Genomic DNA, 25,061 nt, shown 5'->3' with positions numbered 1-25,061 from the left:
ATGTCCCCAGGCAGGACCCCGGGCACTACTCCGGACGAGCCGGACAGCCGGGACACCAGCGGGCCCGCCCCACACGCACGCGCGGTGGGCACCCGTCTACGCAGCAGGAGCCCTCACAACCGTCAAGCAGGCACTCGTGGCTCCACCACCTTCTTCGTCACCAGTGTCCTGCTGGTGGTCTCCCTCTACTTCCTCATCCCGGTGCTGTGGGTGGTGGTCAACGCCACAAAGACTAGTGACGACCTGTTCGCCACCAACGGCTTCTGGTTCGGTGACACCTTCGTCCTGTGGGAGAACATCCGGCTAGTCCTGGCGTCCAACGACTCGATCTTCCCCCGCTGGTTCCTCAACTCGCTGCTCTACTCCGGGGCCGGGGCGCTGCTGGCCACCTATATCGCGGCCGCAGCAGGCTACGCGCTGTCCACCTACAGGTTCCGGGGCAGGAACCTCCTGCTCGGGATGGTCATGGGAGGGGTCCTGGTCCCGGGAACAGCCACGGCCCTGCCCCTGTTCCTCGTATTCTCTCGAATCGGGATCACTAACACCTACCTGGCCGTCCTCATACCGGCGGTCGTCTCCCCCTTCGGCCTGTTCCTGTGCCGGATCTACGCCGACGCCGCAGTGTCGACCTCACTCATCGAGGCCGGGCGGATAGACGGGGCTGGCGAACTGACAATCTTCCATCGCATCGCGCTGCGGCAGATGGCACCGGCCCTGGTGACTGTCTTCCTCTTCCAGTTCGTCGCGATCTGGAACAACTACTTCCTGCCGCTCATCATGCTGGCCGACGAGCGCCTCTACCCCGTGACCCTGGGCCTGAACACATGGCTGTCCCAGACCGACCGGCTGCCCGAGTTCTACCAGCTCACGGTCGGCGGGGCGCTGCTCAGCGTCATCCCCCTGGCCGTCCTCATGCTGGTGCTCCAGCGCTTCTGGAGGGGAGGCTTGACCGAGGGGGCTGTCAAGGAGTAGCTGACAGGAAGAAGCCAGAGCCTACAAGCAGGCCGACATCCCCAGCAGTCCCCGTCAGCAACGCCAACAGCCGTCGGTAACTCCCGACAGTCCCCGGACAGTGGGGGAGCCGACCAGCCACCGCGGTGGCTGGTCGGCTCCCCCACTGTCCTCCGTAACGCGCACAGGCGCAGCACGGCTCAGGTGTTAGGACGCTTGCCGTGGTTGGCACCGCTCTTGGCCCGTGCACGACGCTTACGACCGCGCTTGCTCATGCCTGCCTCCTCGTAGTTGCTGCTGGCTCACAACACCGCCCCGCCAGGGGGCGTGGAACGGCGGTAATCCTGCCACATCACCGACCCGCCTACCAGCCCCGTGGCTGCGGAGCGAGTCTCCACGACCCTGGCCGCGACCCCGGTGGCCCTGGACGCGCTGACACTGGTGATACCGGCCGACGTGGTCACCGAGTCCCTGACAGTGCTGGTAACGCTGGTTACGCCGGTAACACTGGCAACACTGGTGTCACCGGTGGCACTGGCCGCCCGGATCAGGGACAGCCGCCCCAGGACCCGGGCGCGCAGCTCGGGAGGAGCCTCCTCCGCGCAGCGCGAGCGCAGGATCGCACGCAGGTGGGTCTGCGCGTCCGCCAGGCGGGAGCAGTGGTCGCAGGCGGCCACGTGCTGAGCAAGTCGCTGAGTCAGGTCCTGGGAGCACTCCTGGTCCAGAAATGCCTCAAGATGGGCGCGCGCCTCGCTGCAGGAGCAGTCAGGCGGCTCCGGTGTCGCATCAGCGCCACGTTCGGGCGTCATGTCGTCGGACCTGTCAGGTGTCATTGCCCCTCCTCCCCGTCCGAAGTGATGTAGCCCAGGGAGCGGGCATGGTCGGCCAGCAGCCCACGCAGCTGGCGCCGACCCCGGTACAGGCGGGACATGACGGTCCCGATCGGTGTGTCCATGATCTCGGCTATCTCCTTGTAGGCAAAGCCTTCCACGTCAGCCAGGTAGACGGCCAGACGGCGCTCCTCGCTGAGCTCGCCCAAGGCAGCCTTGATCTCCTCGTCAGGCAGCTCCTCCAGGGCTAGGTTCTCGGCACTGGGCAGTCCGACGGAGTCGTGGGAGGCAGCCCGGTGCAGCTGCCAGTCCTCCACGGCGTCGGCGTCGGACTGGAGCGGCTCACGCTGCTTCTTGCGGTAGGAGTTGATGAAGGTGTTGGTGAGGATCCGGTACAGCCAGGCTTTGAGGTTGGTGCCGGGCCGGTACTGGTGGAAGGAGCCAAAAGCCTTGGCATAGGTGTCCTGGACCAGGTCCTCGGCGTCAGCCCTGTGGCGGGTCATCCGCAGGGCAGCGCCGTAGAGCTGGTCCAGATAGGGCAGGGCCTCGGCCTCGAAGCGGGCGGCACGGGCCTCGTCGTCCTCATCGGCGGGAGCACGGCCAGGCGGCACCGCCGCCTCCGTGCTCCTCCCCTCGTCCAGGGTGGTGTCTGCAGGGTCGTCGGTCTCCGTCATCACCCACGAGCCTAGCCCGCCTGCGTGTGCGCTGCCGTAGACAGCGCCGGCATCTTGCTCCCTGGCCGCCCGGGCGAGACCCCCAGGGGCCGACAGCGTACTGAGAAGCGTCACGACCAGGACAACAGGAGAGGAAACCGGTTTCATTCCCGGCTCACCTCAGGCTGTAAGGGCACAGCGAGGCCAGGCCACAACCCCACCCGGGCCGGGCCGCGAGGTCCCACGGGGACTGCCACAGCAACGACGAGGCTCACCCGGCTGCGCGGAGCCCGTTCCTGGCAGCCCGGGCCTGCTCACCCGAGGAGGCTGACACCCTGCCAGCAGCCAGCCCATCCCTTGCGGCCGGAACCCGCCCACCGCCACGGCCCAGACCATCCACAAGCCGACCACCCAGCAGCCGGGCCCGCAGCAGCCGGGCCCGCAGCCTGGGCCGCCCAGCCTGCCAGTCCACAAGAGGAGGCCCGGAAGTGTGCTGTTTGCCATATTCTCAGATCGGGGCGGGGTAGTTCGTGTGAGTAAGTCTGCCTCTGCGGGATCCGTGCCAGGTAGGCTGGCACAGGTCACGCCGGGCTAGAGCGCCCCAACGGGAGCCGAGTCCGTGGCAGCCCCTGCAAAGTCTCGCAAACCCGCCCGAACATCCGGCAAACCCCGCGAGGCTGGCCCGCACCAGTCTGGGCGTCCGCTCGCGACGGGCCTGGATGAGAGCAATCTCCACGGACCACAACCAGCCCGTCTGGGCGTCCGCTCGCGGCAGGCCCCTGCGGAAGACCCCGTGAGGCACGGCTTGCACTGCTCCTACCCGCCTGGAATCAGGCAATACAGAGACATGCCTCACGCTCGCGCGCCAACAGCCATGCGCCTCGGCCGAACCGCCCGCCAGGAAAGGGAGCCGTCAGGGATCAGGGAGCCGCGGGGCAGCACCCGCACCAAGCCCTGCACCGCAACTCCTGCGCTAAGCCCCGCATCAACGACCACACCAGGCCTAGGCGTGAGCGCCCAGGAAGAGCCCACGCTGCCAGAGTCATGAATGGCACGCTCACCTTGCTCCATTTTTATTCGCGTCCGCGGGACCGCGCCGTTTTGCGGGTCAGGGCAGCTGGCCTGATCGGTTCCCATGTGCGTTGAGGTGCTCAACGCACATGGGAGCCCAGACCTCAGGTCACATGCAAAGGCAGGACCTGCGGAATCAGGCGGTTTCCGCCTCGGGCCCAAAAAGGTGAGCGTGCCACCAGGCCCGCAGCCGGCGCCTGGCTGCCCACAACCGCACCACCAGACGGACGTGCAAAACCCGGGCCAGGGGTGAGGGCGGGACCCGGGCCAGGGGTGGGGGCGGGACTCGGGCCAGGGGTGGGGGCGGGCTGTCGTGGCTCCAGCGGTCTCCGGCAAGGGTTCTCCGGCGAGCCTAGTGTGGTCTGCGGGGATGTGCTGCGCGTGCCATTGTGGGTGGCTACCCAGGGCGGGCGCACTGGCCCAAGGCGTGTGCACGGGGTGTGGCTGGCTGGGCGTGATGGGCATTCGTGGGTCGGAGCCGACCTGAACTGTCTGCCAGGCTGGTGCTCCTGGGAGAGAACAGCGCTCCGGGACGAGAACGCGCACGCAGGAGCGTGCACCAGACTCGCCGCAGCACGCTGAGCTCTGCGCATCACGTCCGGCCCGCTCACACCCGACCCGCACCGCGTCTGGCTTGCTCCCACCTGGCCCGCATCGCATCCGGCCCGCTGCCGCCCAGCAGCCCCTGCAGGTCCCAGCCACCCGGTGTACTGAGTGCCTGGGGCAAACGGCAGCCCCTGCGGGTCCCGCTACCCCAGACTACAGGGGCACGGCACCTCACCTGAGTCCTGGCCCACAGCCGCCAGGTGGGTCAAGATGGTGTCATGAACCTTCTACGCGCCCTCGTCCGACCAATGCTTGCCGCCCCCTTCATCGCCGACGGGATTGACGCCGTCACCCGTCCCCAACGGCATGTGGAGAAATTTGAGAAAGTCGCCCCACCCTGGAGCGGGCCGGACTCCCGCCCCTCCTGACCTCCGACACCCGGCTGCTGACCCGCCTGTCGGGGCAGCCAGCCTGCTAGCCGGCCTCGGGCTGGCCTCAGGCAGGGCACCACGTACCAGTGCCGCCGTCCTCGCGGTGGTCAACACTCCGCTGACGCTGGTCAACTACCCGGTGTGGACGGCCCACGACCCGGCCGAGCGCAGGGACAGCGTCTCCGGGCTGCTGCGCGGGGCAGCCGTGGGTGCAGGCCTGGTACTAGCCACTGTGGACCGCCAGGGGAAGCCCTCCCTGGCCTGGAGGCTGCGCAGCGCCCACCACCGGAGCAAGGCGGCCAGGGCGGCAACGCAGACCAGCTAGTCTCTGCCCACCACACTGGACCAGACATGGGGCCCTCGCAGGCCCCGCCCGAATCGTGAGGGAGTACCTGTGCCTGAGACATCCGACAAGCCGCGTATCGTCTACACCCTGACCGACGAGGCGCCCATGCTGGCGACCCGCTCCCTCCTTCCTGTCGTGCGCGGCTTCCTGGGCCGTGCCGGCATTGAGGTGGACACGGCCGACATCTCCCTGGCCGGGAGGATCCTGGCGGCCTTCGGTCTGGTTGATGACGACCTGGCAGCCCTGGGCGCCCTGACCCGCTCCCCGCAGGCCACCATCATCAAGCTCCCTAACATCTCCGCGTCCCTGCCCCAGCTCAAGGCCGCCATCGCCGAGCTCCAGGCCCAGGGCCACGACGTCCCCGACTACCCGGACTCCCCCGCTACCGCAGCCCAGCACCGCTCGCGCGCCGCCTACGACGCCGTCAAGGGCAGCGCCGTCAACCCCGTCCTGCGCGAGGGCAACTCCGACCGGCGGGCACCGGCCGCGGTCAAGGCCTACGCCCGCTCCCACCCCCACTCCATGGGGGCCTGGTCCCCCGACTCACGGACCCGCGTGGCCACCATGGACTCCGGAGACTTCCGCCACAACGAGCGCACCGTGGTCGTGCCCGAGGCAGGGGCCGTAGTGATCCGCCTGCGCCCGGCCGACGGCGGAGAGCCGGTGGTGCTGCGCGAGCCCCTGCCGGTGACCGCCGGGGAGGTCCTGGACGCCACTTTCATGTCAGCCACCGCCCTGGACGACTTTCTGGCCCGGCAGGTCACCGCCGCCAAGGACGACGACGTGCTCCTGTCCCTTCACCTCAAGGCCACCATGATGAAGGTGTCCGACCCCCTCATCTTCGGCCACGCCGTGCGCGCGGCGCTGCCCGGCGTGTTCGCCGCCTACGGGGAGGTGCTGGCGGCGGCAGGGCTGCGCGCTGAGGACGGCCTGGCAGCCGTCCTGACCGGCCTGAACACCCTCCCCCAGGGCGAGGAGATCCGCTCCGCCGTCGAGACAGAGCTTGCCGCCGGCCCGCGGATCTCCATGGTGGACTCCGACCGCGGGGTGACCAACCTGCACGTGCCCAGCGACGTCATCGTCGACGCCTCCATGCCCGCCATGATCAGGAACGGGGGGCGCCTGTGGGGACCGGACGGGCAGCCGGACGACACCCTGGCCGTCATTCCCGACTCCTCCTATGCCGGTGTCTACGCCGCCGTCATCGAGGACTGCAAGGCCAACGGCGCCCTGGACCCGACCACCATGGGCTCAGTGCCCAACGTCGGCCTCATGGCCCGCAAGGCCGAGGAGTACGGCTCCCACGACAAGACCTTCCTCATCGACCGGCCCGGCACCGTGGAGGTGGTGGTCGCGGAGGGCACCGGCTCCCCCGCCGGTACCGTGCTGCTGTCCCACGAGGTGGCCGCCGGTGACATCTGGCGGGCCTGCACCACCCAGGACGCCCCCGTACGCGACTGGGTACGCCTGGCTGTGGCCCGCGCCCGGGCCACCGGCGCGCCTGCCGTGTTCTGGCTGGACCCCGCCCGCAGCCACGACGCCGTCCTAGCCGACCTGGTGGAGCGCTACCTGGCCCAGGAGGACACCCTGGGCCTGGACGTACGGGTCCTGGACCCGGTGGCAGCCACACGCCTGTCACTGGAACGTGCCCGGCGCGGCAAGGACACCATCTCGGTAACCGGCAACGTGCTACGCGACTACCTCACCGACCTGTTCCCCATCCTGGAGCTGGGTACCAGCGCCAAGATGCTCTCGGTAGTGCCGCTGATGAACGGCGGCGGCCTCTACGAGACGGGCGCAGGGGGCTCGGCCCCCAGGCACGTACGCCAGCTGCTGGAGGAGAACTACCTGCGCTGGGACTCCCTGGGCGAGTTCCTGGCCCTGGCCGAGGCTCTGCGCCACGTGGCCGAGGTCGGCGGGAGCCCCCGGGCCACGGTGCTGGCTGACGCCCTGGACACGGCCACGACCACGCTGCTGGAGGAGGGCCGCTCGCCGTCGCGCCACCTGGGAGGTACCGACAACAGGGGCTCCCACGCCTGGCTGGCCCTGTACTGGGCGCGCGAGCTGGCCGCCCAGGCTGCCGACACCACCCTGGCTGAGGTCTTCGCCCCCGTAGCCGCCCGGCTGGAGGCCGACATCGAGACGATCCAGGCCGAACTCGTAGCCGTCCAGGGCTCACCTGCCGACATCGGAGGCTACTATCGCCCCGGCCCCCAGGCCGCCGACGCGGTCATGCGCCCCAGCACGACGCTCAACGCTATTGTCGACGCGCTCTGACACGATGGAGACACTCCCCGAGGCCAGCTCCTGGTGGCCTGCCCCCACCGCCTCCGGGCTGCTGGACGCGGCTGTGAGTCTGCCCGGCTCAAAGTCGCTGACCGCGCGGGCCCTCGTGCTCGCCGCAGCGGCCCGCGAGCCCACCACATTGACCGGTGTGCTGCGCTCGCGTGACACCGACCTCATGACTGGCGCCCTGCGCACCCTGGGTGCCGGCATCACCGAGGTCGCTGATGCCACTGCCACCGACGCCGAGGCACTCCCCGCAACGGCTGACACGGGCGCTGGCACCCGCCTGCGGGTCACGCCGTCGTCCCTGCCGCTCCACGTAGCGCCCGGGGGGAGCGTGGACTGCGGCCTGGCAGGCACGGTCATGCGGTTCGTCCCGGCCCTGGCGGTGCTGGCCGACGCCCCGGTCGTGCTCGACGGGGACCCGGCAGCGCGCTTGCGCCCGATGGCGCCTCTCCTGGAGGTCCTGTCCACCCTAGGGGCCACGGTCACCTACCTGGGACGTCCGGGGTTCCTGCCGGTGCGCATAAAGCCGGACGCCGACCGCCTCCTGCGCCCCGGGACGGGTAGGCCTAGCCCGGCCCTCGGGCAGCCTCACCGGGTGAAGGTGGACGCCTCCAGCTCCTCCCAGCTCCTCTCCGCCCTGCTCCTGGTGGCACCCCTGCTACCCGGTGGGCTGGAGGTCACCACCACAGGGAGCGTCCCCTCCATGGCGCACGTGCGGATGACGGTGGAGTCGCTGCGGCAGCGTGGCGTGACGGTGGAGGAGCCGGACACGCCCGGCCCGGGGGCGACCTGGCGAGTCCTCCCCGGGCGGCCCGTCGGCGGCAGGCTCTCCATCGAGCCGGACCTGTCCAACGCGGGCCCCTTCCTGGCCGCCGCCCTCGTAGCGGGTGGCACGGTGCGGGTGCTGGGCTGGCCGTCGTCGACCACCCAGGCTGGAGACGCCTGGCGCACCCTGCTGCCACGCATGGGTGGCAGCGTCGCCCTGGCCGCCAGCCCCGTCGGCGGTCAAGTGCTCCCTGTGCTCTCCGTGCACGGGAGCGGGCAGGTACACGGCATCGACGCCGACCTCTACGACGTGGGGGAGCTGGCTCCCACAGTCGCCGCGCTGGCTGCGGTGGCCGCCCACCAGGGGCGCGGCAGCAGGCTCACCGGCATCGCCCACCTGCGCGGCCACGAGACGGACCGTCTGGCCGCCCTTGCCACCGAGATCCGCCGCCTGGGGGGTGACGCCCAGGAGACGGACGACGGCCTGGTCATCCGCCCCGCCCGCCTGCACGCCGCCCGGCTGCACAGCTACGCCGACCACCGGATGGCGACCTTTGCCGCCGTCGTGGGCCTGGCCGTGCCGGGCGTAGAGGTTGACGACGTGGAGTGCACCTCCAAGACCCTGCCGGGCTTTGCCGGGATGTGGCAAGCCATGCTCGACAGCACAGGCCGTAGAGGCTGTGAGGGGCACCGCAGGGACCAGGGGGAGCCTCGCGGCGAGGGGCACCGGGACACGGGTGGCGCCGGTGCCAGGACTGCCCGGGACGCCCAGGACTGATGGCGCGCAGGGACACCGGTACTGACGACCCTCGGGTGCGTGTGCGCCCGGGCAGGGGCTCGCGCCCACGCACCAAGCAGCGCCCCGCGCACGCCGACGCCCACCTGGGCATGGTCACCCGCATCGACCGGGGGCACTACCGCATCCGCCTGGAAGAGCGCGGTCTGACCCTGGACGGCAGCGGAGACGTGACGGCGATGAAGGCTCGCGAGCTGGGGCGGGGCAAGGTGGTGGTCGGCGACCGTGTGGCCGTGGTCGGTGACGTGTCCGGGCGGGCGGGCAGCCTGGCTCGCATGGTCCGGGTGGAGGAGCGCCGCACCCTTCTGCGTCGCAGCACCGAGGACGGGGAGGCCGCGGGCAGCGAGCGTCCCGTGGTAGCCAACGCCGACCTGCTGGTGGTCGTTGTCTCCGTGGCTCGCCCGCAGCCGCGTCCTCGCATGATCGACCGCTACCTCGTGGCCGCCTACGAGGCCGACATGGAGCCGCTCCTGGTCCTGACCAAGACAGACCTGGCAGACCCCAGCCCCTTGCTGGACACCTACCACCCACTTGGGCTCACCACGCTGACCACGCACCTGTACCCCGACGGGGGCGTGGGGGCGGTGCGCCAGGCCCTGGCCGGGCGGGTCTCGGTCCTGGCCGGGCACTCAGGGGTCGGCAAGTCCACCCTGGTCAACGCCCTGGTGCCTGGCGCGGGCCGGGCCACCGGAGACGTCAACGAGGTGACCGGGCGGGGACGCCACACCTCTACAAGCCTGCAGGCCCTGGAGCTGCCGGGAGGCGGGTGGGTCATCGACACCCCGGGGGTGCGGTCCTTCGGGGTCTCGCACGTCGAGGCCGACGACCTGCTTCGCGCCTTCCCCGATCTGGCAGCAGCAGCACAGCAGTGCCCGCGCGGCTGCACGCACCTGGAAGGCGCCCGGGACTGCGCCCTGGACACCTGGGCGTCCCAGGAGCCGACCGCGTCGGCGCTACCCCCGGCCTGCGACGAGGTACCCAAGCCAGCGACAGCGGTGCAGCGCCGCTTCCGCGTGGGCTCCTTCCGTCGTCTGCTGGTGCCCTCCCTCCAGGCGCAGGACCCGACGAGGTCCTAGCACGTCCTAGCGCCCGCCTCCTAAGACCCGGGCAAGCCCGGATCAGCCTGGGCGCCGACTGCAGGACACCAGCCCGGCGCCCGGTATCCCCCGGGACCGCAGCAGCCTTCCAGTACCCGCGCCCCTCCAGCAGCTGCGAGGCCCGGCCCTGGATACGTCGGGACACGGGCGGGCACCAGGCCGACCACCGTGTCGACGACGGGTCGTCGACCAGCTCCCCATACACCTCATTCCCGGGCCTTCCGTCCCACACCACGCCATTGCGTGTCAAAAATCACTACTCCCCCTGTGTCACAGTTAGACGGCCCTCAGCACCATCGAGCCGATGGGCAACCACCCTTGGGAGAGGCGACTACACTCCCATCTTGCCCAGCGATACCAGAGAAAAGCGGCCTTCACGGGAGCGTCCGCCATACCCCGCAACGTACCTGCATAGGAATAACAGGTCCATTGCAAGGTTCAGCTACTAAGTCTCTTTGGTCGTTTCCACAACCAAAGGCGCGTTATTCTCCTGCCATGCACAACAGCAGTCTGACATCGCTGCCCCGCCCGGCACTCAACGACCTGTCCGCGCGCGCCGACCTGTCCGCCGCGCGTCGGCGCGTTCTTGAGATCGTCGAGGCCTCTGCCGAGCCCATGACCGCGGTCCAGATCGCGGACGCCCTCAACCTCCACCACAACACGGTCCGCGAGCATCTCGACGCGCTCGCTGCCGCCGGCTTCATCGCCGTGTCCACACGCCCCACGGGCAAGCGGGGACGGCCCGCCCTGCGCTACTCCTCCACAGCCCCGGACCCGCGTCAGGTTGTCGAGTCCTACGTGCACCTCCTGGACTCCATCGCCCAGACTCTCGACAGCCGGGAGGACGCCCGCGCCATGGCACTGGAGATCGGCAGGCTCTGGGCCGAGCACACTCCTGTGGTCCTGGAGACGGCCACCGCAGCAGGCAACACCGTCAAGGAGCGCATGACCGCGCTCCTGCCTCACCTGGCCATGATGGGCTTCGCCCCGGAGGTCAACGGTGACGACATCGTGCTGCGCTCCTGTCCGCTGGTGACCCAGGGCCACACGCCTCACTCTCTCCTGTGCACCATGCATGAGGGCTTCCTTCGCGCCGTGGCCGACCTGGACGACGAGCCCTCCGACAGGGACCCCAACACCGTGCCGGAGCGGATCCGCGTCATCCCCTTCGCCGGGGACGGCTGCCACCTGCGGGCCAACGTGCTCGCGGCCAAGAACGCTGAGGCCTGAGCGCTCGACCGGAGCACCAGGCTCTCCACAGATACTGACCACACACGATGACACCGGCTGGACCGGTCATGGGGGAGGGCAGGCGCCGCGGCGCCTGCCCTCCCCATGAGGACTGCCAGGGAGACACCACCGGCTACTCGGTTACGTGCAGCACACCCCTGGCCCCCTTCTCCATGTCTGCGAAGGAGTGGGTGACCATCACATAGTGGCCCGGCTCGGCGGGAACACACTCCACGAACCCTCCCTGGGCCGGGTGCAGCCCCAGGGCCTGGGAGCCTGCGGCCCACTGGGCACCGATGCGGCTGGGACCACCGAGCGTCCACGCGCCCTCAAGGAACACCTGGTCGAACTGGAGCCCGACAATGTGGAAGGAGCTGGGCAGGGACGGTCCGGCGTCAAGCACCCAGAAGCGCAGCCGCTGTCCGACCCTGGCCTGAAGAGGCTGGTGGGTGTACTGGAAGGCCACCCCGTTGAAGGACATAAGGTCCGGGGTCTTGGCGGAGACCTTGGCACTGCTGGTCTCTCCCCCCTCCGGCCCCAGGTACAGCTCGGACTGGACGATGACGAACTCACGGTCCACCTGCCCCAGACCGGGCGGGTCGATGATGACGACGCCGTGCATTCCGGAGGCCAGGTGCAGGCTCATGGGAGCCGTCGAGCAGTGGTAGAGCCATATGCCCGAGTGCTGCGCGGTGAAGGTGTAGACCAGGGACTCCCCGGGGGCGATGGAGCGCATGGCGTCGTCGGGTGGGGTGATCCCGGCGTGGAAGTCGATAGAGTGGCTCATCGTGCCGTCGTTGACCAGGGTGATCTCAAAGGTGTCGCCAACGCTGCCGCGCAGCACGGGGCCGGGAACCTGGCCGTTGAAGGTCATGCGCGCCTGGGTGACGCCGCCGCCGACCGCCATGACCTTCTCAGTCACGGTGAAGGTGTGACGGTGGGTTACCGGCCCCGCAGGGTCTGCGGGCGCTGCGGGCAGGACGGCGTCGAAGGCGGTGAAGTCCTCAGGCAGGTCGGCCTCGTAGTCCGCGACGGCGTCGGGCTCTGCGCCGACGCCCGGGGCCTGGCTGCTGTCCTGGGAGTCAGAGGCGTCGGGAGCGGCTGCGGAAGATCCTACTGTGACATGAAATACCATGCCCTGCGCCCGGTGGCCGGCGACAGAGCACCACCCCTGCGTGTCGGAGGTGATGACCCCGGCGTCCAGGACGGCGGACTGGCCAGCAGGTACCCGCCCGGTCGTGGCCCCGGTCTCCAGGACCAGGTCGTGGACCATATCCCCGGTGTTGTCCAGGGTGATGAGGAGACGGTCCCCTACTGCCACGTCAACCGTATCGGGGACGAAGCGCATCCCCTCCACGGCGACGGTAGCCTCCACCGTGTTGCCCGTGGAGCTCCTCGCAGAGACAGGTGCGCTGCCGTCGCGGCCCGGGCTGCTGGCGCGGCGGGAGCGGTAGACCGCTGCCGCGCCTCCTGCTGCGACGGCGGCACAGGCCGTCAGCAGACCGAGCAGAGCACCACGTCGGCCGGAGGACCCCGCACCGTGCTCACCACGACGCCCCCCGGCACCGGCCGCCGAGTCCTTGCCGGAGCCTGCCGCCCGGGCAGACAGGCGGGCTCCCCTGCCCACAGCGGGGAGAGTCCCCGCCGTGACCGCACTGCGACGGGCCGGGGCGTCAGGACCGTCAGAGTCAGCGGGGCCGCCCTCGCCCTCCTGCGACGCCCCGTCGTCCGGCGACGCTACAGCCTGCTCAGGCTCGTCCGGCGCCACCTCGTCGGACGCGGGCGTGGGCAGCCCCGGCTGCGTCTCGTCCTGCGGATGCTGAGGATCACCGGGACTGTCGACGGCCGGTGAGCTGCGATGCGTCATGGTCAGCTCCTGTCCTGGGTAGTGTCGGGCCTCACGGTCAGCCTCCCCCTAATTCCTACGAGAGCCTCGCCCCGCTACCAGCCACAGGCAGCGGCCCATCCCAGCGAGCAGGTAGGCGGTGACCGCTCCTGCCAGGACGCCACCAGCCAGGCGCACCTCCCAGGGGAGGAGGGCGACCACCGCCAGCAGGAGGCCTGTGTTAGCCGCCGTGACCCGGTAGGAGGCGAAGCGGTTCATGACTGCGTTGGTCCTCCGCGCCATCGCGGGGCCGCCGCCGAGCATGACCGGGGTGAGGTAGCTCAGGGCGGCCACCAGGACCTGGAGGGCGAAGCCTGCGCCCAGGGCCAGGCGGACCACGTGGATGGTCTCGCGGGCGGCAGCGAGGTCGTCGGCCAGGTAGGTCCCCAGACCGATGAAGCCGATGCACCCTAGCAGCCAGGAGATCGCTGCCGCCGCCGAGGCGGTGGCAAAGGAAGTCGGGGGGACGCGCAGCGCCGTCTTGAATGCGGGGACCACCACCCCGCAGGCCCCGGCAACGTAGACCAGGACACCGGACAGTGCCAGCGGCCGCCACGCCCCGCAACCAGCCATCAGCACCGTCCCCACCACCAGGAACGGCAGGCCGCGGTGCGCCCAGCGGGCTGCCTCCGGCTCCATCCTGGTGCGCAGCATAGTGGGCCACAGCACCGTCAAGGTGCCCAGCACGGTGGTCCCGACAAACCCCAGGACCATGGTGATGGTGTGTGCCAGGTAGAAGACGTCGGCCAGGTCTGCCCTGCCCGTGGTGTCGGCCCAGGAGGTGAGGTATCCCAGAGCGGCCCCAAGGGCCAGGAGCACCAGGGCCACGGCGTAGTGCATAGCCAGGGGGGCCATCCTCGCGGCGACGGCGCGGCGGTACTGCACCCCGATAGCCACCACCCCGGTCAGGGCCTGAGCCATGATGACGGCGACCCCGACCACGGTGACCTCAGCCCGGCCGATGGTCACGCCAGTCAGGACCACGACCGTGCCAACAGTGTGGGCGCACAGGCGCGCGTCCAGCAGGGCGGCGCCGCCCAGGGCAGGGCGGTGCAGGAGAGTGTCGGCAAAGTGGGCGGACCAGGTGGTGATCGCCGAACCGATCCCGCCCAGGAGCAGGGCGTGCAGCGGCAGCCAGGTCCCCAGCCGGGCCAGCGGGCCGATGACAGTGAGCCCGGTGAGGGCGGCAGCGGTGACCAGCCAGGCCACGACGACAGCGTTGCGACGTACCTGGGTGGTACGGCGAGAGGCCCCAGCACTGCGCCTGGCGCCTCCGGACCGCCCTGCCGACACCCCTGCGACGTTCACCGCCTTACCGTAGTGGGCGCCTGCCCGTGCGCGCAATCGTCAGACACAGGCGTGAGGACCGTCCCGACCTGGGACGGCTCGCGCGCACCTGGGCCCAGGGTCCCCTCCGCCCCGGACCGGGAGTAGGCTCGCGAGTGCCGCCACACAAGGCGGCCGCACGCAGCAAGGAGAGAACACCGCCATGAGCCAGCCTCCCAACCTCATCCCCGTCACCGAGACCACCTCCTCAGGCAACTCCTGCGGGTGCGCGGAGCACGCCGAGCGCCTGGCTCTGGACGTGCGTACGATCCCGCACCGGCTGCGCCACCCCGCCGTCATCGGCGCCGCCTCCTCCCTGCAGGTGGGCGAGGGCTTCGACCTCATCGCCCCACACATGCCCACCCCGCTGCTCAACCAGCTTGACGAGCTACCTGTCACCTTCCAGTACACGGTGCTGGAGCAGAGCGAGGGCTATGCCCGCGTCGAGATCCTGCGCACAGCCTGACAGGATGGCGCACCACCGGGTGGCGGCATCCCGGGTCGCGCTGCCCGTGCCCGTCGTGCGTCCACGCCCCCTCCTGCCTGACGGCGTGCCGGAGCGCCTGACCGACCGCTACGGGCGCACGGTGCGCGACCTGAGGCTGTCGGTCACCGACCGCTGCAACCTGCGGTGCACCTACTGTATGCCTGCCGAGGGCCTGGAATGGCTGCCCGGCCCGCTCCTGCTGACCACGGAGGAGATCACCCGTCTGGGGCAGCTGGCCGTGGAGCGCCTGGGAGTGGAACGGATCCGTCTGACCGGGGGCGAGCCCCTCATGCGCCGCGACCTGGAGGCCATCGTGGGGGCACTATCCGGACTGCGGACCAGCCGAGGGACCAGGCCCGACATCGCCCTGACCACCAACGGGCTGGGCCTGCACCGACGTGCCGCCGCCCTGAGGCAGGCTGGTCTGGACCGGGTCAACATCTCCATTGACACCCTGGACCCCCGGGGCTACGCCGAGCTGACCCGCCGGGACCGGCTGGACGACGTCCTGGCTGGGGCCGAGGCGGCACAGGCCGCCGGGCTGTCCCCACTCAAGGTCAACGCAGTGGCGCTGCCAGGCACCGTGGAGGAGCAGGCGCCCCGGCTGCTGCGCGAGTGCCTGCGCCGAGGGTGGCAGCTGCGGTTCATCGAGCATATGCCGCTGGGGCCGCAGGGCTCCTGGCGGGCAGACGGCGTCGTCAGCGCGGAGGAGGTCCTGGCAGCCCTGCGCGGAGCAGGATTCGAGCTGACCGAGCAGGGGCGCCCAGGGAGCCGTCCGGCCGCCCTGTGGCACGTGGCCGCAGGGGCGGGCCACCCGGCGGGGGACGTAGGGATCATCGCCTCTGTCACCGCGCCCTTCTGCCAGGACTGCGACCGCACCCGGGTCACGGCCGACGGCAGGGTCATGCCGTGCCTGTTCTCCTCCCAGGAGACCGACCTGCGTGGCCCGCTACGCGCCGGCGCCGACGACGACGAGCTGATCCGTATCTGGGCAGGCGCCATGTGGCTCAAGCCGAGGGCTCATGGGTCAGACACGGTGAGCCCGGCAGCGGACGGCACCTCCAGCACGCCCGACACGACCGAGGCAGGGACCGGCCGCAGGACAGGGACCAGTGACAGGTCAGGAGGCTTTGCCCGCCCGCTGAGGACCATGTCGGCTATCGGCGGGTAGCCGCCCGGTGGACAGGCAACCTGACTGGCAGACCCTCTCCCGTCCGCTGGCGGAGTCTCAGGCCTGGAGACGCGGCTTCTTCCCCGGGCTCTGAGTGCTGATCCTGTGCCGCGGCTAGGATGTCACGACCCACGACGTCTCACCCTACGGAGCCCTGATGACCACCCCCTCTTCTGACCCTGCTGCCGACGCTGTCACCCTGACGCTGCGCTACTTCGCAGCAGCCGCCGACGCGGCCGGGTGCATGGAGGAGCACCTGGAGGTCCCCGCTGGAACGACCCTGGCCGGGCTGCGCGAGGCGCTGGCTGGCAGGAGCCTGGCTATGGCGCAGGTGGTCTCGGTGTCCAGCTACCTGGTCAACTCCCTGTCCACCCCTGCGGACGCGCTCACGCCCCTGGCGGACGGGGACGCCGTTGACGTCCTGCCTCCCTTTGCGGGCGGGTGAGCCGCCGCTTGTCACGGTGGAGGCAGCCAGGCCCCTCGCCCTGTTGCTGCACATCTTTAGGGCGCTGGCTGCGGCAGTCGTTACGCGCAGCTGCTCCAGCACTACGGCTGGCTGCGCCGTGAAGATGTGGCGTAATGTGGGCGCATGTCTCAGGAGAGAAGCAGGTACGAGCGCGGCAGAAACGTTCTCTCGGAGATCGAGAACGACCCCGGAGGCTCGGTCCTGGACGACCTTGCCGCTTTCTGCCCGGATCTTGAGCGGCTGGCCGTCGAGTTCTGCTACGCCGACGTGCTCGACCGTCCCGGCCTCTCCCGGCCGGAGCGTCAGCTCGCCACCGTCGCCGCCCTCGCAGCCCTGGGCAACGCTCCCAGTCAACTCCGGTTCCACATCAGGGGCGCGCTCAACGTCGGCTGCGCCCCGGAGCATATTATCGAGTCCCTGATACAGCTTACTGTCTACGCCGGGTTCCCAGCCGCTCTCAATGCGGTGTCGGCAGCGCGAGACGTCTTCGCGGATCAAGGCGTCGTCCCCACGCCCACGCACCACCAGACTGACGCCCTGTCCCGCTTTGACACAGGCTCAACGCTCCTGGAGAGGATTGACGGCACAGGTGGCACGGCAGTCATCAACTCCCTGGCCGACATCGCCCCCGACCTCGGGCGCTTTATCGTCGAGTACTCCTTTGGTGACGTCTATGCCCGGCCGGGGCTGTCCCTACGACTGCGTGAACTTGTCACCGTCGCCGCCTGTACTGCTCTGGGTACGTGTGCACCGCAGCTGCGTATTCACATGCAGGGCTACCTCAACGTTGACGGAACCACCGGGGAACTCATCGAGATCATCATCCAGATGGCCGTCTATGCTGGCTTCCCCGCGGCTCTTAACGCCCTCACCCAGCTGCGGGCAGTGCTGGCCGAGCAGGAGGTTCCCTCAGCGGTCGCGGGCAGCCCAGGTTGTCGAGGGTAGTAATAAGCCACAGTACTGTCCTGACTGTCCTGCCTCCTCAGCCCAGGTTGCTCCACTGGGCGGTCCCGTCGGCGAAGCGCTGGTGCTTCCACACCGGGAGGCTCCTCTTGACCTCCTCGACCAGCTCGCTGAGGGCCGCGAAGGCGGGTCCGCGGTGGTCGGCGCTGACTGCCACGGCGAGCGCGGTGTCACCCACCACCAGGTCCCCGACACGGTGGACGACCGCCAGGGCGCGCACGCTGTGGCGCACCCCTGCCTCGGTGGCGATCCGGGCGATGACGTCCCCGGCCGTGGGGTGGCAGGCGTAGTGGATCCCGGTGACCCCGCGGCCGCCGTCGTGGTTGCGTATCACACCGGTGAAGGTGACGAGGGCTCCGGCGGCGGGGTCCTCAACCAGGTCCGCCAGGTCGGTGACACTGACTGGAGCCGTGGTGACCTCGGCTCGCACCACGCGCGCCCGGCTCCCACCGGGTGCGGCGGCACACGGCCCAGGGCTCTGCTCGCAAGCGGTCATCACGATCCTCCATCGCCTCCCGTCCTGCCCCTGCCTGGCAGCAGCCCCAAGGCTACCCGCTGGCACCACCCCGGCCTGCGGGCCGGGAGGCTGTCCTGCGGGGCGGGGAGAGCGTGGGGAGACCTCGGGAAGGACCAGAGGAACCAGCGGCGGCCGCCGCAGCCCCCGGCGCGGCCGCGCCGGGGGACAACCGGGGGACAATGACGCCGCGTCCAACCCTCACCTGCGCGGAGCCTCCGCGCGAGCCCTCACGGAAGGAGGCCCGTATGCCGATGCTCGCCCCGAGGAGTACCTGGCACAGGTGCTGGAGGACCTCACCCCCCTGGCGCCTGTGGAGGTGGCGCTGCACCGTGCCCACGGGCGCGTCCTGGCCCGCGACGTCACGGCCCGGCTCCCGGTGCCGCCGTGGAGGAACTCCGCCATGGACGGCTACGCGGTACGCGCCGGTGACACCGTTGGCGCCCGGGCAGGCTCCCCCGTGCGGCTGCCGGTCGCGGGCGACGTCCCGGCGGGTACCGTACCCCCGCCCCTGGAGCCCGGGACCGCCCAGCGGATCATGACCGGTGCCGTGCTGCCCGACGGCGCGGACGCGGTGGTCAGGGTAGAGGACACCGACCAGGCCCCCGGTCCCCGCCCTCTGCCCGGGGCGGTGGAGATCCGCGCAGCCGTGGCTGCAGGTGCCAACGTGCGCCAGGCCGGGGAGGATGTCACCACTGGGGCCCCGGTGCTGGCAGCGGGCACCGTCCTGTCCGCGACCGGGGTGGCCGCCCTGGCCTCGGTTGGCCTGGGCAGCGTCAGCGTGGTCCCGCAGGTGCGTGTCGCCGTGGTCTCCACCGGAGCCGAGCTGTGCGACGTCGGTCGGGAGCTGGCTGCGGGCACGGTGCCTGACTCCAACGGGCTGCTGCTAGAGGGTCTGGTGGCCGAGCACGGCGCCCGGTGCACCAGTACCACCCGTAGCGGCGACGACGCCGAGGAGCTGGTCGGCCACCTGCGCCGCGTCGCGTGCCACGCGGACCTGGTGGTCACCTCCGGCGGCGTCTCCGCCGGGGCCTTCGACCCCCTGAGTACCCTGGACAGTGCGCCGGACACTACGGGGGCAGGCCGCAGCGGCCCGGCGGCGGACGGGTCGGCCCCCGCAGGGCCGACCCCAGGTAGCCCTCCCCCGAGCCGCCTGGAGACCGACCTGGTTCCGCCAGCCCCGGCCCCAGTGCGCCTACGCCGCAGCGCGGTGGCGATGCAGCCGGGCAAGCCGCAGGGGCACGGGTGGGTGCGCGCTGAGGACGGCCGGGAGGTGCCACTGGTGTGCCTGCCGGGCAACCCCGTCAGCGTCCTAGTCTCCTTCACCACGCTAGTGGTCCCGGTCCTGGCCCGGCTGGGGGGCTACGACAGCGGCCGACCCGCAGAGCGGGACAGCCCGCCACCAGGTGACAGCGCCGCCCCCGGCCCGGCAGGCCACGGAGCAGCCTCCGAGCCCGCCGACCCCCCGGGCACGCAGGCTGGTGCCGCCCGTGTCACGGTCCTGCCAGGACGGGCGCGGGCGGCCACCAGCTGGACGACACCGCGGGGTCGGCGCCAGTACGTCCCGGTGCAGCTGGTGGCGCCACCCCCGGCTGCAGCATCCTCACCGCCGCGGGAGACCACCCCTGACCGGGCGCGCCGACCGGAGCAGGCTGGCTGGGCAGACACGCGGCAGGCCCCCGCAACGAGCGGGACGGCCTGGGTCGCGCCCACCCACAGGCTGGGGTCGGGCTCCCACCTGGTCGCCTCGTTGCCCGCCGCCCAGGCGCTGGCGGTGGTGGAGGCCGACGCCGCCGGGGTCACCGAGGTCGCCGTGGGTGACGAGCTGGAGCTCCTACCCCTGCCGACTCCTGCCGCCCCTACCCGTGCAGACCTGCCCCGGAACCAGGCCGACAGCGTGCCACCTGCCCCCACGCCACCCGGAGCAGTGCCCCAGGGCGGCAGCCTGGCACCCCACGCCGACATCCCCAGTCCTGAGGGCAGTCAGGACCCCCGGGGCAGTCGGCAGGTCGTCCTCACCCACCTGGACGAGGCAGGCGCGGCACGCATGGTTGACGTCACCGGTAAGGCGCCCAGCGTCCGGCAGGCCCGGGCCACCGCCCTCGTGACCTGCTCGGCGCCGGTGGTCCAGGCGCTGCGCACGGGCAGCGTCCCCAAGGGTGACGTGCTGGCCGTGGCCCGCGTGGCCGGGATCGCCGCCGCCAAGAAGGTGCCCGACCTGCTCCCCCTGGCCCATGTCATCGGGGTCCACGGCTGCCAGGTGGACCTGAAGGTCATCAAGGAGGGGGTCCGCGTGGAGGCCACGGTACGCACTGCCGACCGTACGGGGGTGGAGATGGAGGCCCTGACCGCCGTCACCGTGGCCGGGCTGGCGGTGGTGGACATGGTCAAGGGCGTGGACCGCGACGTGGCGCTGCGCGACGCCAGGGTCGTGGCCAAGTCCGGGGGCCGCTCAGGAGACTGGAGCCGTCCCGCCAGCGCAGACGACACCGGCGGCACACAGGACACAGAAGACACTGGCAGCAGCCGGATCAGCCAGGAAAAGCAGGACAGGCACTGTGGCAGGTCCTGAGCCTACCGGGCGCCAGCCCGGGGTCCCTCCGCAGGCTGTCGGCACACAGGTCGGGAGTGAGGCCGTCGGCTGCCTCGGGAGCGCTCCCACGCTCGACGCCGTGGTCCTGGCCGGGGGCACGGGGCGGCGCCTGGGCGGGGCCTCCAAGCCCGACGTCGTGGCACGAGGCGCCCGCCTGCTCGACCACGTCCTGCGCGGCCTGGACCAGCTGCGCCACGACGGTGTGCCGATGGGACTGGTGTGCGTCGTCGCCCCGCAGACGGTGGCCCTGCCTCAGGGCGTGCTGCGTGCCCTGGAGGACCCTCCCCTGGGTGGCCCGGTGGCCGGCGTCGCTGCGGGCCTGGCCAGGCTGAGCCGCGCACGACCACCCCGGGCTGACAAGGGCCACCAGGCAGCAAGGACCTGCGCGGACCTGCCCGCAACCGGACCGGGCGGACCAGCGCCGCTGACCGCCGTCCTCACCTGTGACGCGCCACAGGGCTGGCGGGCGCTGCCCGAGCTCCTCCGCGCCTGCACGGAGACCGCGACCAGCCCCGACGGCACCGCCGACGAGCCCGGTCGGCCGCAGGCAGCTGCTCAGGGCGCGTGCGCGCTCCAGGACGGCTACGTCCAGTACCTCCTGGGGGTCTACCACACCGGTGCGCTGGAGCAGGCCGTCGCCCCGGGCGGGACGGCGCTGCGGGACACGGCCGTGCGCCGCGCCCTGGGCAGGATGGACATCCGGGCCGTGCCGCTGAGGCGGCACCCCCGGGCCGCCCACGACCTGGACACCTGGGAGGAAGTCCGCGCCTGGGACCAGCAGACGTCACCGCGTGACGCCCGAGGGCAGCCTGGACACAGAGGCGCCGCCCAGGACCGCGAGCGCGACCGCGGCAGCCACGAGGGCCGGCGTAAAACCTAGCCGCTGTACTCCGAAGCCGGTGAGCAGCGGGCCGACAGCCATCCCGCCAGCGTAGGCGAGGTTGTACAGGGCGAAGGAGCCGCCAAGCGTCGGCGGTCTTGCGGCGTAGCCCTGGTCAACGACCAGCGCCGTGGCAGGGACGAGGAGGAGTGCGGAGGACAGGCCCAGAAAGACCATCCCCACGCCTGTGAGCCACAGCTCGGTGGCGACACCGACGGTGACAAGCGCAGCAACCACGGCAGCCAGTCCAAGCGCGGTCAGCAGCCGGGCGGACACCGTGCCGACGCAGGAGCCGACCACCGGGTTGGCGATGACTCCGGCCAGCGAGGCCAGGGCGAACAGCAGGCCGACGCTGAGGGCGCTGGTGCCGAGGTGGACGGGGAGAACCGGTTCCAGGCTGGACAGGACCGCGGCCCCCACGAGGATGGCCACCGTGACTGGCACAGAGCCGGGGACTCTCAGGACGGCGAGCGGACCTGCGGCGTCGTCGCTCACGCGTGGGGAGTCCTTGACCAGGACGACGCGCAGCACCCCGTCCAGGCAGGCCACGCAGGCCGCGAGCAGGAAGGGGAGGCGGTACTGAGGTGCTCCACCATGAACCCGGCCAGGACCGGGCCGACGAGGACACCGAGGGTGATTGTCGACAGCGCGGTCCCCATGGCCTGGCCGCGCCTGTCCATGGGAGTTGTGGCCGCGATCAGGGACAGCGAGGCGACCCAGGACATTCCCCCCGCGATCCCCTGGCAGAACCGTGCGACGAGGAGGAGCCAGTAAGGGCCGCCTACGGCAAAGAGCAGGGTGGCGGCCGCCAGTCCGACAAGGCCGACCAGTAGCGGGCTCCTGGGGCCGTAGCGGTCCACGGCGCGTCCGGCGGCAAAGGTCGCCATGACCATCGCCACGGCGTAGGAGGCGAACAGGACTCCTGTGGCTGCCGGGCCGGCGTCCAGCACCGAGGGCAGCAGCGGGAGCACCGGGACGGCAAGGCCTACCACGAGCATGTCCGTGAACAGGGCTATCGACCCCACGACAAGCGCGCTGGTGGCAGAGGTGCCCTGTAGTTCCAGGGCAGGATTATGACTCTTCATGAGAAGGGACTCCGTATTGGTCTGTAGAAGGGACTCCGTATTGGCCTGTGCGCGGCCCGCGCGTCGGGGTCACCGGAGCTCAACAGGCTCCAGGACCGCGTCGTGTCATCTGCGACTAGTGGCGATGACGGTCATTGCTTTCAGTAGCCGCCACCGCTCCGGAACTCAGGCAGCGGCGGTGTGCTGCTGCGGCACAACAACCACGGCAGACGGGGAGCCTTGCGGGAGACCCGGGGCACCCGGCACGCCCGACGCCCTCAGTGGTCCCCGCCGCCGAGCTGGTCCAGGACGTGGGGCACCAGGGGACCGATAACGGCGACGGTGTCCCTGACCCCGCCGCGCGACCCCGGGGCGTTGACTACCAGGGCGCCGTCGGCCTCACGGGAGGTGACCCCCACCATTCCGCGCGACAGGCCGGCCAGCGGGGTGCTGGCCAGCCCGTGGGCGCGCACCTGTGCCTCGACCCCCTCCAGGCGGGTGGCCAGCAGCGGCGCGGTGGCCTCCGGGGTGAGGTCGCGCGGCATGACCCCGGTGCCTCCGGTGGTCAGCACCACGCGCGCGCCCGAGGCGAGCGCGTCGGTGATCGCCTCGCGGACGCTGTCCACGCCGTCGGGCACCACGACGACCTCGTCCACTACCACGCCGTGCCGACCCAGGAGCTCGGCCGCCAGCGGGCCCGAGACGTCCTGGCGCTCCCCGCTCACGCAGCGGTCCGACACCGTGACCACGGCGCCCCTCACCGGCTCCGACAGGGTGCGCACCCCGCGTGACCCAGCAGGCCCAGAAGGCGACGCAGGAGCCGACACCGAACCCGACGCAGCGACATCGGACACAGCGACATCCGATGCAGCGACGGTAGGGGAGGCAGGAGCACGTCCGCAGGCCGGGGACGCCTGGTCGGAAACCTGACCGGGTACCTGGTCGGGCACCCGGTCAGATACGTAGTCGGCACGGGGGTCGCTCATGGCACCCAACGGTAGCCACCGCCTCCCGGCACCACCACTCCCGGCCCACGACCTCGGCCCTCCGCGCCTCCCGCCTGACCCGCTCCCCGATTTGCGGGACATCACGTTGACGCAATAACTAGCCGCGCCTCGTCGGCTGAGCCTCGTTTTTCCTTGCTATTCTATGAAAAAGTGGCTTTCGTGGTGCGACCTGCACCGATCCGGGCAGACTTGCGTGGCACGTCGACGTCGTCGGTCACGCGTCCCGGCAGCAGGCCAGCAGGACCACCCGCCCGACACCACCCCCAGGAGCACGATGCCTACATCCACCGTCGCCGACACACCGGGCCGGGTCCTCACCGACTGGGACCCCGAGGACCCGAGCCGCTGGTCGGCCACCATCGCCTGGCGCACGCTGGCCATCACCACCTTCTCCCTCATGCTGGGCTTCACGGTCTGGTTTCTCCCCAGCGCCATCGCTCCACGGCTGGGCGAGGTCGGCTTCGACCTGTCCCGGGAACAGCTGTACTGGCTGACCTCCATGCCGGGGCTGTCCTGCGGGTTCCTGCGCCTGGTCTACATGTTCCTGCCGGCCACCATCGGCACCCGCATGATGGTGGGGGCATCTTCTCTGCTCTACGTCCTGCCCATGCTGGGCTGGTTCTTCGCCGTCCAGAACCCTTCCACCTCCTTCCCGGTGCTGCTGGGGCTGGCCTTCACCTGCGGCATCGGCGCCGCCACCTTCTCCGGCTACATGCCCTCCACCGGATTCTTCTTCCCCAAGAGGCTGTCCGGCACCGCCCTGGGGCTTCAGGGCGGCCTGGGAAACATGGGCATGAGCGTCATCCAGCTGGCCGCTCCCTTCCTCATGAGCGCCAGCCTCTTCGGCCTGACCTGGGTCCAGCCCTTCGACGACGACGCCCCCATGGTGGTCAACGCCACCGTCTTCTTCCTGCCCTGGTCGCTGCTGGCCGCCTTCCTGGCCTTCACCTACCTCAAGGACGTGCCCGTCAAGGCCAACATCCGTCAGCAGCTCGACGTCTTCGGCAACATCGACACCTGGCTCATGACCGTCATCTACATCATGACCTTCGGACTGTTCTCCGGGTTCGCCGCCCAGACGGCGCTCATCATCAACAACAGCTTCGGCGCCAGCTCCCCGCTGGCCGACTCCTTCCCCGCTTCGCAGCTGCCGGCGGGCGCCTCCTACGCGTTCCTGGGCACCCTCATCGGCTCCTTCCTCCGGTTTGCCTGGGGACCGCTGTGTGATCGCTTCGGCGGTGCGGTGTGGACCCTGGTCTCCGCTGTCGGGATGGCCGCCACCATGGCCTTCTGCGCGGTCCAGCTGACCAGCCCGGACCACCCCAGCGACTTCACCCCCTTCCTGTGGGGGATGCTTGCCATGTTCTTCTTCGCCGGGGTCGGCAACGCCTCCACCTTCAAGCAGATGCCTATGATCATGCCCCGCCGCCAGGCGGGTGGTGCCATCGGGTTTACGGCAGCGGTCGCCGCCCTGGGCCCCTTCCTGGTCGGGGTGGCGCTGTCCGTGCTGCCCGCTGCCACCTTCTTCTGGTGCTGCTCCGTCTTCTGCGTGGTGTGCGCCGTCATCACCTGGGTCCGCTATGCCAGGCCGGGAGCCAAGCGCCCCGGGTGACCACCCGCCCACGGCCGCAGCCAGGCTCGTGGCGCGGCCGCCGGGGCTACCAGCCGGGCACAGGTCAGCCCGCAGCAGCCACGAG

Annotated in this window: 19 protein-coding genes and 4 pseudogenes; 14 read left to right on the top strand and 9 right to left on the bottom strand. The window is 70.8% G+C overall.

The features are described 5' to 3' along the window. Complete coding sequence (locus tag D5R93_RS03730) at window positions 1-972, top strand: carbohydrate ABC transporter permease (protein ID WP_119835872.1); 972 nt, start codon at window positions 1-3, stop codon at window positions 970-972. 179 nt (window positions 973-1,151) lie between these two features. Here the strand turns inward: D5R93_RS03730 and D5R93_RS14940 are convergent, their stop codons facing one another. The 3 genes and pseudogenes from D5R93_RS14940 to D5R93_RS03720 all read right to left on the bottom strand — a co-directional run bounded on the left by D5R93_RS14940 (window position 1,152) and on the right by D5R93_RS03720 (window position 2,455). Beyond that, on the bottom strand, window positions 1,152-1,226 hold the full coding sequence (locus tag D5R93_RS14940) for a 50S ribosomal protein bL37 (protein WP_396027229.1): 75 nt from the start codon (window positions 1,224-1,226) through the stop codon (window positions 1,152-1,154). A gap of 147 nt (window positions 1,227-1,373) precedes the next feature. Next, window positions 1,374-1,760: pseudogene (gene rsrA / locus D5R93_RS03725) on the bottom strand (mycothiol system anti-sigma-R factor); the annotation flags it as partial. Between the two features lie 20 nt (window positions 1,761-1,780). Next, window positions 1,781-2,455: a sigma-70 family RNA polymerase sigma factor gene (locus tag D5R93_RS03720; protein ID WP_120205781.1), complete on the bottom strand. Its 675-nt coding sequence runs from the start codon at window positions 2,453-2,455 to the stop codon at window positions 1,781-1,783. A 1,874-nt stretch (window positions 2,456-4,329) separates the two neighbouring features. Here D5R93_RS03720 and D5R93_RS03715 point away from each other — a divergent pair. From D5R93_RS03715 to D5R93_RS03695, 5 genes and pseudogenes are all read left to right on the top strand, one after another. Further along, a pseudogene (locus D5R93_RS03715) lies at window positions 4,330-4,807 on the top strand (DoxX family membrane protein). A 69-nt stretch (window positions 4,808-4,876) separates the two neighbouring features. Continuing rightward, a complete protein-coding gene (locus D5R93_RS03710; protein ID WP_279221385.1) occupies window positions 4,877-7,105 on the top strand; it encodes an NADP-dependent isocitrate dehydrogenase in 2,229 nt (742 codons plus the stop codon). Window positions 7,106-7,109: 4 nt separating this feature from the next. Continuing rightward, window positions 7,110-8,663: a 3-phosphoshikimate 1-carboxyvinyltransferase gene (gene aroA / locus D5R93_RS03705; protein ID WP_120203881.1), complete on the top strand. Its 1,554-nt coding sequence runs from the start codon at window positions 7,110-7,112 to the stop codon at window positions 8,661-8,663. Next, entirely contained in the window at window positions 8,663-9,757 is a 1,095-nt protein-coding gene (gene rsgA / locus D5R93_RS03700; protein WP_119835876.1) for a ribosome small subunit-dependent GTPase A, read from the top strand. The genes aroA and rsgA overlap by 1 nt, the downstream gene beginning before the upstream one ends. A gap of 516 nt (window positions 9,758-10,273) precedes the next feature. After that, entirely contained in the window at window positions 10,274-11,008 is a 735-nt protein-coding gene (locus D5R93_RS03695; RefSeq protein WP_119835877.1) for a helix-turn-helix transcriptional regulator, read from the top strand. 133 nt (window positions 11,009-11,141) lie between these two features. Here the strand turns inward: D5R93_RS03695 and D5R93_RS03690 are convergent, their stop codons facing one another. Further along, the gene (locus D5R93_RS03690) at window positions 11,142-12,875 is read right to left on the bottom strand and encodes a multicopper oxidase domain-containing protein (RefSeq protein WP_120203879.1); all 1,734 of its coding nucleotides are present in this window, start codon (window positions 12,873-12,875) and stop codon (window positions 11,142-11,144) included. A gap of 48 nt (window positions 12,876-12,923) precedes the next feature. Further along, window positions 12,924-14,201: a hypothetical protein gene (locus D5R93_RS03685; RefSeq protein WP_243106925.1), complete on the bottom strand. Its 1,278-nt coding sequence runs from the start codon at window positions 14,199-14,201 to the stop codon at window positions 12,924-12,926. A 181-nt stretch (window positions 14,202-14,382) separates the two neighbouring features. Between D5R93_RS03685 and D5R93_RS03680 the strand changes: the two genes are divergently transcribed. From D5R93_RS03680 to D5R93_RS03665, 4 genes are all read left to right on the top strand, one after another. After that, the gene (locus D5R93_RS03680; protein ID WP_120203876.1) at window positions 14,383-14,685 is read left to right on the top strand and encodes a DUF2249 domain-containing protein; all 303 of its coding nucleotides are present in this window, start codon (window positions 14,383-14,385) and stop codon (window positions 14,683-14,685) included. 4 nt (window positions 14,686-14,689) lie between these two features. Further along, a complete protein-coding gene (gene moaA / locus D5R93_RS03675; protein ID WP_120203873.1) occupies window positions 14,690-15,877 on the top strand; it encodes a GTP 3',8-cyclase MoaA in 1,188 nt (395 codons plus the stop codon). A gap of 157 nt (window positions 15,878-16,034) precedes the next feature. Further along, complete coding sequence (locus tag D5R93_RS03670) at window positions 16,035-16,322, top strand: MoaD/ThiS family protein (RefSeq protein WP_119835881.1); 288 nt, start codon at window positions 16,035-16,037, stop codon at window positions 16,320-16,322. A 144-nt stretch (window positions 16,323-16,466) separates the two neighbouring features. Continuing rightward, on the top strand, window positions 16,467-17,288 hold the full coding sequence (locus D5R93_RS03665) for a carboxymuconolactone decarboxylase family protein (RefSeq protein ID WP_120203871.1): 822 nt from the start codon (window positions 16,467-16,469) through the stop codon (window positions 17,286-17,288). Window positions 17,289-17,325: 37 nt separating this feature from the next. On the opposite strand, the gene D5R93_RS03660 is transcribed toward D5R93_RS03665, so the two are convergent. Continuing rightward, window positions 17,326-17,802 carry a molybdenum cofactor biosynthesis protein MoaE gene (locus tag D5R93_RS03660; RefSeq protein ID WP_182911345.1) on the bottom strand — a complete coding sequence of 159 codons (477 nt, stop codon included), beginning with the start codon at window positions 17,800-17,802 and terminating at the stop codon, window positions 17,326-17,328. On the opposite strand from D5R93_RS03660, the pseudogene D5R93_RS14935 reads away from it, so the two are divergent. The 3 genes and pseudogenes from D5R93_RS14935 to mobA all read left to right on the top strand — a co-directional run. Continuing rightward, window positions 17,699-18,799 (top strand): annotated as a pseudogene (locus D5R93_RS14935) (molybdopterin molybdotransferase MoeA); the annotation flags it as partial. The gene D5R93_RS03660 and the pseudogene D5R93_RS14935 sit on opposite strands and share 104 nt — an antisense overlap. 984 nt (window positions 18,800-19,783) lie before the next feature. After that, window positions 19,784-20,296: pseudogene (gene moaC / locus D5R93_RS03650) on the top strand (cyclic pyranopterin monophosphate synthase MoaC); the annotation flags it as partial. Between the two features lie 82 nt (window positions 20,297-20,378). Next, a complete protein-coding gene (gene mobA / locus D5R93_RS03645; RefSeq protein ID WP_120203868.1) occupies window positions 20,379-21,293 on the top strand; it encodes a molybdenum cofactor guanylyltransferase in 915 nt (304 codons plus the stop codon). On the opposite strand, the gene D5R93_RS13895 is transcribed toward mobA, so the two are convergent. The 3 genes from D5R93_RS13895 to D5R93_RS03635 all read right to left on the bottom strand — a co-directional run bounded on the left by D5R93_RS13895 (window position 21,198) and on the right by D5R93_RS03635 (window position 23,139). After that, window positions 21,198-21,788: an MFS transporter gene (locus D5R93_RS13895; protein ID WP_243106924.1), complete on the bottom strand. Its 591-nt coding sequence runs from the start codon at window positions 21,786-21,788 to the stop codon at window positions 21,198-21,200. The two genes, mobA and D5R93_RS13895, sit on opposite strands and share 96 nt — an antisense overlap. Then, window positions 21,785-22,378 carry an MFS transporter gene (locus D5R93_RS13890; protein WP_243106923.1) on the bottom strand — a complete coding sequence of 198 codons (594 nt, stop codon included), beginning with the start codon at window positions 22,376-22,378 and terminating at the stop codon, window positions 21,785-21,787. The genes D5R93_RS13895 and D5R93_RS13890 overlap by 4 nt, the downstream gene beginning before the upstream one ends. 257 nt (window positions 22,379-22,635) lie before the next feature. Beyond that, a complete protein-coding gene (locus D5R93_RS03635; protein ID WP_423243327.1) occupies window positions 22,636-23,139 on the bottom strand; it encodes a MogA/MoaB family molybdenum cofactor biosynthesis protein in 504 nt (167 codons plus the stop codon). A gap of 499 nt (window positions 23,140-23,638) precedes the next feature. Between D5R93_RS03635 and D5R93_RS03630 the strand changes: the two genes are divergently transcribed. Beyond that, window positions 23,639-24,976 carry an MFS transporter gene (locus tag D5R93_RS03630; protein WP_119835887.1) on the top strand — a complete coding sequence of 446 codons (1,338 nt, stop codon included), beginning with the start codon at window positions 23,639-23,641 and terminating at the stop codon, window positions 24,974-24,976. Window positions 24,977-25,061: the final 85 nt, after the last annotated feature.

This window comes from Actinomyces lilanjuaniae, from assembly GCF_003606385.1.
Taxonomy (GTDB): Bacteria; Actinomycetota; Actinomycetes; order Actinomycetales; family Actinomycetaceae; genus Actinomyces; species Actinomyces lilanjuaniae.
The sequence above is the reverse complement of the archived record's forward strand: the minus strand, read 5'-3'. Positions and strand labels throughout refer to the sequence as shown.